This window comes from Pseudorhizobium flavum (assembly GCF_044142885.1).
GTDB classification, from domain to species: domain Bacteria; phylum Pseudomonadota; class Alphaproteobacteria; order Rhizobiales; family Rhizobiaceae; genus Neorhizobium; species Neorhizobium flavum.
Genome location: NZ_JBIOKZ010000007.1, coordinates 57,327 through 69,794 on the forward strand (window position 1 = coordinate 57,327; position 12,468 = coordinate 69,794).

11 protein-coding genes and 1 other RNA gene are annotated in these 12,468 nt (G+C 61.4%); 6 read left to right on the forward strand and 6 right to left on the reverse strand.

Going from position 1 to position 12,468, the window contains the following annotated elements; all coding sequences use genetic code 11:
- Positions 1-74 precede the first annotated feature (74 nt).
- Positions 75-236, forward strand: a complete 162-nt coding sequence (locus ACEPP2_RS14335) for a hypothetical protein (protein ID WP_172972456.1) — start codon at positions 75-77, stop codon at positions 234-236.
- 114 nt (positions 237-350) lie between these two features.
- Here the strand turns inward: ACEPP2_RS14335 and ACEPP2_RS14340 are convergent, their stop codons facing one another.
- The 5 genes from ACEPP2_RS14340 to tkt all read right to left on the reverse strand — a co-directional run bounded on the left by ACEPP2_RS14340 (position 351) and on the right by tkt (position 7,879).
- Positions 351-1,247: a fructose bisphosphate aldolase gene (locus ACEPP2_RS14340; RefSeq protein ID WP_395516980.1), complete on the reverse strand. Its 897-nt coding sequence runs from the start codon at positions 1,245-1,247 to the stop codon at positions 351-353.
- 219 nt (positions 1,248-1,466) lie between these two features.
- A complete protein-coding gene (locus ACEPP2_RS14345) occupies positions 1,467-2,663 on the reverse strand; it encodes a phosphoglycerate kinase (protein ID WP_395516981.1) in 1,197 nt (398 codons plus the stop codon).
- 87 nt (positions 2,664-2,750) lie between these two features.
- Entirely contained in the window at positions 2,751-4,601 is a 1,851-nt protein-coding gene (locus tag ACEPP2_RS14350) for a potassium/proton antiporter (RefSeq protein ID WP_395516982.1), read from the reverse strand.
- Between the two features lie 226 nt (positions 4,602-4,827).
- Positions 4,828-5,832, reverse strand: a complete 1,005-nt coding sequence (gene gap, locus ACEPP2_RS14355; RefSeq protein WP_077549604.1) for a type I glyceraldehyde-3-phosphate dehydrogenase — start codon at positions 5,830-5,832, stop codon at positions 4,828-4,830.
- A gap of 64 nt (positions 5,833-5,896) precedes the next feature.
- A complete protein-coding gene (gene tkt / locus ACEPP2_RS14360) occupies positions 5,897-7,879 on the reverse strand; it encodes a transketolase (RefSeq protein WP_077549603.1) in 1,983 nt (660 codons plus the stop codon).
- Positions 7,880-8,196: 317 nt separating this feature from the next.
- Here tkt and ACEPP2_RS14365 point away from each other — a divergent pair, with 317 nt between their 5' ends.
- The 3 genes from ACEPP2_RS14365 to ssrS all read left to right on the forward strand — a co-directional run bounded on the left by ACEPP2_RS14365 (position 8,197) and on the right by ssrS (position 9,075).
- Entirely contained in the window at positions 8,197-8,469 is a 273-nt protein-coding gene (locus tag ACEPP2_RS14365; RefSeq protein WP_052639244.1) for a DUF4164 domain-containing protein, read from the forward strand.
- Between the two features lie 23 nt (positions 8,470-8,492).
- A complete protein-coding gene (locus ACEPP2_RS14370) occupies positions 8,493-8,867 on the forward strand; it encodes a cell division protein ZapA (protein ID WP_142589911.1) in 375 nt (124 codons plus the stop codon).
- Between the two features lie 49 nt (positions 8,868-8,916).
- Positions 8,917-9,075: non-coding RNA, 6S RNA (gene ssrS, locus ACEPP2_RS14375), on the forward strand.
- Between the two features lie 81 nt (positions 9,076-9,156).
- Here the strand turns inward: ssrS and ACEPP2_RS14380 are convergent.
- A complete protein-coding gene (locus ACEPP2_RS14380; RefSeq protein ID WP_395516983.1) occupies positions 9,157-9,975 on the reverse strand; it encodes an ion transporter in 819 nt (272 codons plus the stop codon).
- A 549-nt stretch (positions 9,976-10,524) separates the two neighbouring features.
- Between ACEPP2_RS14380 and ACEPP2_RS14385 the strand changes: the two genes are divergently transcribed.
- A complete protein-coding gene (locus ACEPP2_RS14385) occupies positions 10,525-12,024 on the forward strand; it encodes a sensor histidine kinase (protein ID WP_152339553.1) in 1,500 nt (499 codons plus the stop codon).
- Positions 12,021-12,464 carry a response regulator gene (locus ACEPP2_RS14390; RefSeq protein ID WP_052639238.1) on the forward strand — a complete coding sequence of 148 codons (444 nt, stop codon included), beginning with the start codon at positions 12,021-12,023 and terminating at the stop codon, positions 12,462-12,464. Before ACEPP2_RS14385 ends, ACEPP2_RS14390 begins: the two co-directional genes overlap by 4 nt.
- The last annotated feature ends 4 nt before the right edge of the window (positions 12,465-12,468 follow it).

The following is a 12,468-nucleotide window of genomic DNA, read 5'->3' on the forward strand; positions in this document are numbered from 1 at the left end:
CGATTCGGTGCTGCGCATTGGTGGCCAGCAAAGATGACCAGCCTGTGACGGAGCTGGTGCTTGGGAGATATTCAATGACGAAGGCGATCGGTCTCCTTCTGCTGCTGGCCATGCTGGTCCATATCATCAGGCCGCTCGGGCTGCCGGGGCTGAGGCGCAGAGCCGATTTCTGGAAGATCGCCGTGGCTGCGATCGTGATCTGGGCCGTGACCCTGCTGGCGAGGGATCTGACCTAGCCGCTTCCTGGATCGATCACGGAAAAGGCCGCGCCGATGACGGCGCGGCCTACGATATGTGCGGGTGGTCCGCCAAGAAGCCTTCGCATTCCTGCCGCTGGCTTCGGCCTGGCCTCAGGCCTTGTTGACGCTTGCGGCGTAGATCTGATCGATCGTCTCGGCCAGGCTGGAATTAAACTCCGCGTCACTCATGGAAACGCGCAGCTTTTCCGTCAGCGCACGCGAGAAGCTGGCGATCATGCCACGGTTATGGCTCAGCTTCTCACAGGCGTCCGCGGTGGTGTAGCCGCCGGAAAGGGCAACGACGCGGATCACCGACTTGTGGGCGATGAGCGGCGCGTAGAAATCCGCCACCGTCGGGATCGTCAGCTTCAGCATGACGTTCTCACCCGCCGGGAGCTTGTCGAGCTGCTGCGCGATCTCGTCCCGCAGGATCGCCTCGGCCTCTTCCTTCGTCGGGCTCTTGATCGAGACTTCAGGCTCGATGATCGGCATGAGGCCCTGGCCGATGATCTGGCGACCCACCTCGAACTGCTGCTTCACCACGGCAGCGATTCCTGCCTTGTCGGCCTCGGCAATCACCGAGCGCATCTTGGTGCCGAAGATTCCCTTTTCGCGACCGCGGACCAAGAGCGCATCAAGATCAGGCATGGCCTTCATCATCTGGACGCCGGTCTGCTCCGCCTCCAAGCCCTTGTCTACCTTGAGGAACGGAACGACCCCGCGCTTTTCCCAGAGGTAGGAGGGGACGGGCTGCCCGTCGACGTCACCATCCATGGTGCGTTCGAAGAGGATGGCTCCGATGATCTTCTCACCCGTAAAGGCAGGTGCCTTCATGATGCGGACGCGCATGGCATGCATCAGGCGGAACATTTCCTCGTCGCCCTGATAGTCGGAGTCCGAGATGCCGTAGAGGCTCAGCGCCTTCGGAGTCGAGCCGCCGCTCTGGTCCAGAGCCGCGATGAAGCCCGGTGCCGAACTGATCTTTTCCAACATCTTCGCGTGGACCATGTCTTACTCCTATCCCAAAACGGCGCGATACGCACACACCGCTGTTTCCGTTAGCCGTAAACCGTGATCGGGCGATATCAGAAGTTGCCTGAGAGGCAAATCCCGCTCTAATTGTTTGAAACGATTGAAATTATTTCAATCGTTTAAAATCTCTAAATGTTTTAAACGTGGTTGATGAAGGCGCGCTGGCCCCTAGCTTACGCGCTTTCAATGCTTCTCTTACTTCGCGAGCACCGCGACGCCCGGAAGCTCCTTGCCTTCCATCCACTCGAGGAAGGCGCCGCCCGCCGTCGAGATATAGGTGAAGTCGTCTGCGACGCCGGCGTGGTTCAGGGCAGCGACCGTATCGCCGCCACCAGCGATCGACACGAGCCTGCCGGACCGTGTCTCCTCCGCAGCGTGACGGGCAGCCGCGACAGTTGCCCTGTCGAAGGGCGCGATCTCGAATGCCCCAAGCGGCCCGTTCCAGACCAGCGTCTGCGCCTTGGAGATCCAGTCATTGACCTTCTCGATGGACTCCGGTCCCACGTCCAGCACCATCGCATCGGCCGGGATTGCGTCGATGGCCACCACTTCGCTCTCGGCGTCCGCCTTGAACTCCCGGGCGATGACACCGTCTACCGGCAGGACGATGGCGCAGCCGGAGGCTTCCGCTTCTGCCATGATGTTGTTCGCGGTCGTCGCAAGATCGTGCTCGCACAGCGACTTGCCAACGGAAACGCCGCGGGCGGCCAGGAAGGTGTTCGCCATGCCGCCGCCGATGACCAGCGCGTCGACCTTCTTCACGAGGTTCATCAGGAGGTCGATCTTGGTCGAAACCTTGGCGCCGCCGACGATCGCGACCACGGGGCGGGCGGGGTTGCCGAGACCTTTTTCGAGAGCCTCCAGTTCCGCCTGCATCGTGCGGCCGGCATAGGAGGGCAGGTGATGGGCCAGCCCCTCGGTCGATGCATGGGCGCGGTGCGCGGCGGAGAAGGCGTCGTTGACGTAGATGTCCCCGTTCTTCGCAAGTGCCGCGGTGAAGTCGGGATCGTTCTTCTCCTCGCCCTTGTGAAAGCGCGTGTTCTCCAGGAGCAGGATATCGCCGTCATTCATCTTGGCGATGGCCTCCTCGGCCGGCGCGCCGATGCAGTCGGAGGCAAAAAAGACGGCGTGGTCCAGAACCTGTTCGACCGCCGACGAGATCACCGACAAGGACATATCCGGGACCACTGCTCCCTTGGGACGGCCGAAATGCGCGAGCAGGATCACCTTGGCCCCTTTGTCGGAGAGCTCACGGATTGTCGGCGCGACGCGCTCGATACGGGTTGCATCGGTCACTTCACCGTCTGCAACCGGAACGTTGAGATCGACGCGCAGGAGCACACGCTTCCCGGCAATGTCGGTGAGGTTGTCAAGAGTCTTGAAAGCAGGCATGGATGATCCTCGTAGGCACTGGGTCGCGACGGACCATACTATTCCTGATCCGTCGCGCAAGGCATTGAGCCGCAGCGCCGTCCCGCCTCAGTCACTCTCCTCGCCGCGGTGCCCTGCCTCCGGCGCCTTGGCCGATTTACCGCGATACTGCCGGAGCCGATCGCGGACTCGGTGGGCGATCTCGCGCATGTTGATGAACACGGGCAGGGCCGTGGCCGGTTCTACCGGCTCGAGTGAAACGCCGACGCTCTTGATGACATTCTGCTCGTCCAGATCCCGCACGATCAGCACCACGGAGCCGAAGCGGACGCGATCCGCATACTCTGCTCTTCCCCCGAGCCGATGCGTCAAGAGGTCCGCGATGGTCATGTGCTGCTCGGTCGGGGACAAAAGGCCCGGGCCATAGGCGGCGTCCAGTTCCTTGGCGGGTCGGGACGGCGAAATCGAGAAGGCACCGAAGAAATCCTCGTCGTCCTCTTCCACCGGTGCGCGACTGGCAAAAAGGCGGTCCAGCAAGCGGGTGTAGTTCGGGGTGACGAACAGGTAGACCTGGTCACCCTCCTGCAGGCGGCCCGCGTACTGATAGCGCATGCTGCGACCGTCGCGGATGACGAGAGACGGCATGGCCCAGCGCGGGATTCGTTCGCCCCGCAGGACAGGACTCTCCTTCATGACTCGATATGAAATGAGTTCATGGGTCGACTTGCCCGGCAGGTCGAGCTCGATCTTGTCGACCTCGCCCATGCGCGGCGGAATGATCAGCCCGAGCTTGCGCGCCACGGGCTTGATGGTCCAGCCCTGCAGAACCAGCGAGACCATGACGATGATGAAGGCAGTGTTGAAGAACAGGAGGCCGTTTTCCATGCCGCCGAGCAGCGGCAGGATGGCGAGGAGGATCGAGACCGCGCCGCGCAAGCCTACCCAAGCCACGAAGCCCGTCTCCTGCTGCGTCATCTGGAATGGCAGGAGGCTCAGCCAGACTGCCAGCGGGCGTGCGATGAAGACCAGGAAGAGCCCGAGGAGTATCGCCGGGATGGCGATCGAGGGAAACTGAGAGGGGGTGGCAAGCAGTCCGAGTACGATGAACATGATGATCTGGGCAAGCCAGGTCAGTCCGGCGTGGAAGCGAGCGATGGCTTCCCGCGCGAAGATCCTGCGGTTGCCGGAATAAATGCCAGCGACATAGACGGCGAGGAAGCCGCTGCCGCCGATCGCGCCGGTGAAGGCGAAGACGAGAAGGCCGAGGGCGAGCGCGAAGATGGGTGCGAGGCTGCGGTCGGAGGTAAAGCGGTTGAGGATCCAGACGATCATCATGCCGCCCAGCAGGCCGAAGATCAGGCCGAGCGCCATCTGCTCTATGAACAGCATCAGGAAGTCTGCGTTGAGGCCAGAAATGCCCTCACCGCTGGCCAAAACCTCGACGAGTGCGATGGTCAGGAAAATCGCCATTGGGTCGTTTGTGCCGGACTCGACTTCCAGAGTAGACCGGACCTGGTCACGAATGTTGATGCCGCCGATGCGCAGCAAGAAGAAGACGGCCGCCGCATCGGTGGAGCCGACGATCGAACCGAGCAGGAGACCTTCGAGCCAGGAGAGGTCGAGCAGCAGCATGGCGCCGAATGCGAAGAGGGAGGCGGTCAGGACCACGCCTATCGAGGCAAGGGTGAGCGCAGGCCATGCGGCGACACGGAATGAGTGAACCGATGTCCCGAAGCCCGAATCGAACAGGATGACCGCGAGCGCAAGCGATCCCAGCATGTAGGCGAACGCGAAGTTGTCGAAGGAAATGCCGAGACCGTCGACCCCGGCGATGAGGCCGATCGACAGGAAGACAAGTAGCAGCGGCGCACCAAAGCGGAAGGCAATCAAGCTGGAGAAGGCGGCGACCAGCACGAGGATCGTGCCCACCAGCAAGAATATATAGAATGCCTCCACCATCTTCGCCTTCACCCCTTTCCGTACGGCTCGAGTCCCGCTTGCACCGTCACTGACGGCGCGGGCCCGAGCCACCAAGCAGCATATTGTCGTGGATTTTCCGTGAACGGAAAGAATCGTACCAGCAATAGATAAGGCGGGAACAAATCCGGCAACAGAAGGGCAGGCAAAGAAAAAGCGGCGAACCGATGCCGGTCGCCGCTTTCCGTAATCTCGATCTATGGCAAGCCTAGATGAGCTTGCCCATGGCAACAGCCGTATCGGACATGCGGTTCGAGAAGCCCCACTCGTTGTCGTACCAGGTGAGGATACGCACCAGGTTGCCTTCCAGAACCTTGGTCTGGTCAGCCGCGAAGTTCGAAGAATGGGCATCGTGGTTGAAGTCGATCGAAACGAGCGGCCCGGTGACGTAGTCGAGGATGCCCTTCAGCTCGCCTTCGGCGGCAGCCTTGATCGCCTCGTTGACTTCTTCCTTGGTGACGTTGCGCGACGGGATGAACTTCAGGTCGACGACCGAGACGTTGGGGGTGGGCACGCGAATCGCCGAGCCGTCGAGCTTGCCCTTCAGTTCCGGCAGGACGAGGCCGACAGCCTTGGCAGCACCCGTGGACGTTGGGATCATCGACAGGGCCGCGGCGCGGGCGCGGTAGAGATCCTTGTGCATGGTGTCGAGCGTCGGCTGGTCACCCGTGTAGGAGTGAACCGTCGTCATGTAGCCCTTCTCGATGCCGAATGCCTTGTGCAGGACATAGGCGACAGGTGCCAGGCAGTTGGTCGTGCAGGACGCGTTGGAGACGACGAGGTCGTCCTTCGTCAGCGTGTCGTGGTTGACGCCGTAGACGATGGTCTTGTCCGCACCGTCGGCCGGGGCCGAGACGAGTACCCGCTTCGAGCCGTTGGAGAGGTGAAGCGAGGCCTTCTCCTTGGAGGTAAAGATGCCGGTGCACTCCATGGCGATATCGACATCGCCCCAGGGCAGTTCCTTCGGGTCCTTGACCGCGGTCACCTTGATCGGCTTGCCGCCGCCGACGACGATCGAGTCACCGTCCACCCGCACCTCGGCCGGAAACTTGCCGTGCACGCTGTCATAGCGCAGCAGGTGGGCGTTGGTCTCGACCGGGCCCAGATCGTTGATGGCCACGACTTCGATGTCGGTGCGGCCGGATTCCTGGATCGCGCGCAGGACGTTGCGGCCGATGCGGCCAAAACCGTTGATGCCCACTTTCACTGTCATTTCACATACTCCCGTCTGACTGTCGTAACGTATGGTTCAACCTTGCTGACGCGAAGGAACGGCTTCAGGAAAGTCGCTTCTCGGCCGCCGCCACCACGGCTTCCGCCGTTATGCCGAAATGCTTGTAGAGATCCTTGCCCGGCGCGGATGCCCCGAAGGACTTCATGCCGATGAAGATGCCGTCGGAACCGATCAGGGCATCCCAGCCTTCCCGGACAGCCGCCTCCACGGCGATCTTGACCGGCGAGGTGCCGATGATCGCCTCGCGATAATCGTCGGGCTGTTCCATGAACAGTTCCACACAGGGCACCGAGACAACACGGGTCGCGACGCCCTTCTGATTGAGTTGTCCGGCAGCCTTGACGGCGATCTCGACCTCGGAACCCGATGCAAAGATCGTCACTTTGGCATCGCTGGCCGAGATGAGGTCGTAGGCACCGTAGGCGCAGAGGTTCTTCTCCTCATAGTCCTTGCGGACGGGCGTCAGGTTCTGGCGCGTCAGGGCCAGACCGGACGGACGCTTCTTTTCCTTCAGCGCGAGTTGCCAGCATTCGGCGGTCTCGGTCTCGTCGGCGGGACGGAAGAGGAGCAGGTTAGGGATCGCCCGCAGCGACGCGAGATGCTCGATCGGCTGGTGGGTCGGGCCGTCTTCGCCGACGCCGATGGAATCATGCGTCCACACGTGAACGACGCGGATGCCCATGAGGGCGGCCAGGCGCACGGAGGGCCGGCAATAATCCGAGAAGATCAGGAAGCCGCCACCATAGGGGATCAGGCCCCCGTGCAGGGCGATACCGTTCATCGCCGCCGCCATGCCGTGTTCGCGGATGCCGTAGTGGATATAGCGCCCCGAGAAGTCGGTCGGCGTGATCGCCTTCATCTGGCTGGTCTTGGTGTTGTTCGACGGCGTCAGGTCCGCCGACCCGCCCAGCACTTCCGGCAGAAGCCCGTTGACGACTTCGAGGACATCTTCCGAGGCCTTGCGAGTGGCGACCGTCGGATTGTTCTCGGCAAGCTTCTTCTTGAAGCCGTCGATCGTGCTGTCGAAGCTTCCCGGCAGGTCACCGGCGAAACGACGGACGAATTCTGCGCGCTTTTCGGTGGGGGAGGCCGCGAGGCGCTCCTCCCATTCCTTGCGAACCTTCGTGGAGCGCAGCCCGGCGAGGCGCCATGCATCGAGGACGTCGGCCGGAACGCTGAAGGCTTCCGCCTCCCATTCCAGTGACTTGCGTGCCGCTGCGATCTCGTCGGCGCCGAGCGGGCTGCCATGCACCTTGTGCGACCCCTGCTTGTTGGGGGCGCCGAAGCCGATCACGGTCTTGCAGGCAATGAGGGTCGGCTTGTCGGAGATCTGAGCCGCCTCTATGGCTGCACCGATGGCGTCCGGATCGTGGCCGTCCACCTGGATCGTGTTCCAGTTGACCGCCTTGAAGCGGGCGATCTGGTCGGTGGAATCCGACAGTGAGACGGCACCGTCAATGGTAATGGAGTTGTCGTCCCAGAAGACAATGAGCTTGTTGAGCTTCAGGTGCCCGGCAAGCGCAATCGCTTCCTGGCTGATCCCCTCCATGAGGCAACCGTCGCCAGCGAGCACATAGGTGTGGTGATCCTGAAGTTCCGGGCCGAATTCCTCAGCCAGTTTGCGCTCGGCGATCGCCATGCCGACGGCATTGGCCAGTCCTTGCCCAAGCGGACCGGTGGTGGTCTCGATCCCCGAGATATGGCCGTATTCGGGATGGCCGGCCGTCTTGGAACCGAGCTGGCGGAATTCCTTGAGGTCCTCGATGGTGATGTCGTCGTAGCCCGTCAGGTAGAGCAGCGAATAGAGGAGCATCGACCCATGGCCCGCCGACAGCACGAACCGATCGCGATCGGGCCAGAGCGGGTTCTTCGGGTCGAAGTTCATGTAGCGGGTGAACAGGACGGTCGCGACGTCAGCGGCGCCCATGGGCAGGCCCGGATGGCCGGAATTGGCCTTCTCGACTGCATCCATGGAGAGGAAGCGGATCGCGTTCGCCATCCGATTGTGTTTTTCGCGAGAGATCATGGCTATTCCGCTGTTTCCGGGTGTCGTTCACGGTCCTGACGGGGACCGGATGAAAGCGGGCTGATCCTTAGCAGGTGCGCCGCACAAGTCAACAAACCCGGCATTCCCAGGATGCCGCAGAGACCAGCGATCGCAAGTCCCGCAAGGGCTTCGCGACCAGTACCACGGTTCCGGCATACTGGACGATTCACAGGATTGACGCGCACCAGGTCGCGGTTTTGTTGACCCCTCGGATCGGCAAGAATAGGCTGACGACATTCTCGGCTGATGACGCCGTTCCGAGTCGGCGCATGGGCCATATTCAACGGAAGACATGGATGCCGGCGGACAAGACGTTGGATCAGGCGCTCGCGGAACTGGCTGCTGTCATCGGCCGCCTGGAGAATGCGGTCGACATGCGCATCGAGCACCAGCGCCAGAACAGCGAGATCGAGGGCGAGGTAAGGCGGGTGCACGAGGACCGGGCGCGCCTGGCGCAGGAGCTCGACCAGTCGCAGTTCCGCGCGAACCGCCTGGAAGAGGTCAACCGCGAGGTCTCCCGTCGGCTCGTCACCGCAATGGAAACGATCCGCGCAGTTCTGGATCGCTGACGGCACGACAGGGGAAGTGAGACATGGCCCAGGTGACGGTTACGATCGACGGCAAGGCCTACCGCATGGCCTGCGAGGAGGGGCAGGAAGACCACCTGACCGGGCTCGCCGCCCGTTTCGACCAATATGTGGGCCATCTGAAATCCCAGTTCGGCGAGATCGGTGACCTGCGGATTACGGTCATGGCCGGCATCATGGTCATGGATGAGCTGTCGGAGCTGTCGCGCAAGGTGGCAAACCTGGAGGCGGAGGTGGAGAAGCTCAACTCTGCCCGGGCAGGCGCTCTCGAGGACCGCGACCAAAATGAGCAGGTCCTGGTGTCGACGCTCAGCGAGCTGACCGGCCGACTGGACTCGCTGGCGGCCAAGCTGACGGGCCGGACGACTTCACTTAATTGAAACCGCGACCGCCACTGGCGCAAGGTCGATTTTGCGCCTATATCTTGGATGCGGTCTGCGCCTCACGACAGGAACCACAATCCCTGGGGCCATACTCGATCCAAAGGGAGCTGTCCCTGACCAGGCCCGTGGGCTTGGACATATGGCGCCCACCTACGTTTGTAGGCACCCAGGATCGTAACTCTCCATCGGTTGCCGTGGATCGCACTTCTCTAATGTCTTTCCAGATCGCGCATATACCCCGTTGGCGACGTTTCGGGCAGAAGCGCCCATGGGCGCCGTTTCGCCATCAGACAGTTTCACCATCGCGGCCATGCCTGATGGCGCCTTCGGCCCGCAGGGCTTCCACCTCGCTGCGGAGCGCCCTGATCTCCGCCAGTATCGTAACCGTATCGTCGTGAAGTACCTGCCGGTCGGCGGAGGCGGAGGCTTCGGATTCCTGCTGCATGGCGGACACGATGACACCGATGAAAAGGTTCAGGACTGCGTAGGTAGACAGCAGGATGAACGGCACGAAGAAGGCCCAGGCCTGCGGATGGACTTCCATCACCGGTCTGACAATGCCCATGGACCAACTCTCCAAAGTCATCACCTGGAAAAGGGTGTAGAGCGAAGCCGACAGGGTGCCAAACCACTCGGGAAAGCTCTGGCCGAAGAGGTTGGTGCCCATGACTGCAGCGACGTAGAACAGCATTGCCATCAGAACCAGGATCGAACTCATGCCGGGCAGGGCGGAGATGAGACCTCCGACCACCCGGCGCAGCGCCGGCATTGTCGAGATCAGCCGCAGCGCCCTCAGGATGCGCAAGGCGCGGAGCACCTGGAACGGACCAGTGGCGGGAATGAGTGCAATCGCCACGACCGAAAAGTCGAACAGGCTCCAGGGATCGCGGAAGAACCGTGGGCCAAACGCGTAGATGCGCACCACCAGTTCCACCACGAAGATGGCGAGGATCACGGCGTCGAGGAACCGCAGGACCGGTCCATAGGCTGCGACGATCCCGGGGTAGGTCATCAAACCCAGGACAATCGAGTTCAATACGATGATGGTGATGATTACCTGTTCCCATAGCCGGGTGGCGAGCAATCGGACGAGCTTCTCACGCATTTGGAATCTTCCCCTGAAATCGCGGAGAGGAAGATGCCAGCGAGCTTGTTTCGTCAAGGGCGTCTATGCCTGCGGCCCGCATTAGCCCGGTGAATACAGCGTGGGCGTCTGCTGCAATCGTCGACGTTCCAGAGCCGGTGCCTCAGAGGGCACGACGCGCCTCTGGATCAAAGTCGAGAGTAGCAATCGGAGGGGGCAGAGGTTCTCGGTTCCGTGGCCGGCGATATGTCCTGGACCACATGGACGCCCAAGCGGAGACTTTGGCCTTCTGCCCAAGAAGCCGCAAAGGCGCGAACCCGGAACTGCCTCTCGGTCGTGACGCCATTCTCGATAACGTGAACCTTGAAACGCTCGTTGTCTGTAGTCAGGACGACGCTGTTCGCTTCCATCGTATGATCCCCATCCCCGAAATGCGACGATAGCGCGTTTTAATCCTTGGAACAGTGCGAGAATTAGCACTGACTAAAGAATACATTAGACGAAAGTCGAATCCTTGACTTTGGCTGGCGCAAGCCCGAGTTTCCCGCTGCCTCAAAACGCCGGGATGCCATGCCGCTCAATACGAATACCTTCGCACGTTCATCGATCCTGATGCTTCTGGTCGGTGCCATCATCCTCGTCGGCATCGTGCTCTCGTCTCTCATTCAAGCGAGGATGACGCAGGCCTATTTCGACAACGTCATGCAGTTGCGGACGGCTCGCGCGGCTTCTGCCGACATGCTGATCCTGCTTCATGCCGCGGAAACTGGCCAGCGCGGTTACCTGCTAAGTCAGGACAAGGCGTTTCTGGAGCCGTACCAGCAGTCCCTGCGTGAGCTCCCCCTGCGAATGGAGAAATTGCGAGATGCGCTTAAGGCAGAGGCTTCGATGGCCGACCAGATCGGCCGGGTCGAGCATCTGACCAACGAGAAGCTTTCAGAGCTGAGACAGACTGTGGCGATGGTGGATGCAGGTGACGTCGCCGGAGCGATCGAGGTCGTTCGCTCCAGCTATGGTCGGCAGGTCATGAACGAACTCCGGGACTTGCTCCAGGGCTTCATCGACTCATTCCAGGTCAGGCTGGACACCGGTGCTGAAGAGTTGTCGGATTCCGCTGCTTCGATGCAATGGTTTGCAATCGGCGGTGGCATTGTCATCATTGCGGTGGTCGGCGGTGCGATTCTCATTGTCGCCCAGCATGTTCGGGAGCTTTCGCGAGCCCGCACCGCGGTCGAGGAACTCAATGCAAGCCTGGAGGAACGGGTCGAAGAGCGTACCGAGGACCTCATGCAGGCAAACCGGGAAATCCAGCGCTACGCCTATATCGTCTCGCATGACCTGCGCGCGCCACTCGTCAATATCATGGGCTTTACCAGCGAACTCGATACCACGCTCGCCGCGGTCAAAGCCTATGTGCTGGCCGAAGGCGGAGCGCTGACGGAGGAGGAGATCAGGGATGCACGGCTCGCGGTGGAGGAGGACCTGCCAGAGGCCATTTCCTTCATCCGTTCATCGACCAAGAAGATGGACGCACTGATCAATGCAATCCTGAAGATCTCGCGGGACGGGCGGCGTGAGCTGAAGCCTGAGCCAGTGGACCTTGCAGAGCTCTTGGAGAACACGGCGGCCGCGATATACCATCAAGTCGACGAGGCAGGGGGCGAGATCCGCATCGCGGTCGGTGGCGCGCGGGGCATGGTCTCGGACCGTTTCTCTCTGGAACAGATATTCGGCAACCTGTTCGACAACGCCGTGAAGTATCGGCATCCGGACCGTCCGCTGCATCTTGCTGTGCGGGCCATGCCGGCGAAGCGTAATGGCGTGCGGATCGAGGTGGAGGACAATGGGCGCGGTATTGCGCCGGAGGATCACGAGCGGGTCTTCGAACTTTTCCGCAGATCGGGCGTGCAAGACAAGGCGGGAGAAGGTATAGGCCTTGCCCACGTACGATCGTTAGTCAGAAATTTAGGCGGCGAGATTACCGTGACGTCGACCTTGGGGGGCGGATCCACTTTCATCATCCGGCTGCCCACGGATCTGTCCCAGTATGTCAGGAGTAGCGGGTCATGAAAGCTGCAGCGAAGGAAGTCACCATCGTCATGGTGGAAGACGATGAGGGCCATGCGCGCCTCATCGAGAAGAACGTCCGGCGCGCCGGCGTCAACAATGAGATCGTTCCATTCATGAACGGCAATGCTGCGCTGGACTACATCCTCGGCAGCGATCGCACCGGCGTCAGTACTCAGGACCGTCACCTGCTGATCCTCCTCGACCTCAACCTGCCTGACATGTCAGGCATTGACATCCTGGAGAAGGTGAAGTCCAACCCGCATGCGAAGCGCCTGCCGGTCGTCATACTGACCACCACGGACGACGAGCGGGAAATCCAGCGGTGCTATGACCTCGGTGCGAACGTCTACATCACGAAGCCCGTCGACTACGACAGCTTCGCCCATGCGATCCGTCAGCTCGGTCTGTTTTTCTCTGTGATGCAAGTGCCGGGGCAATAACGGA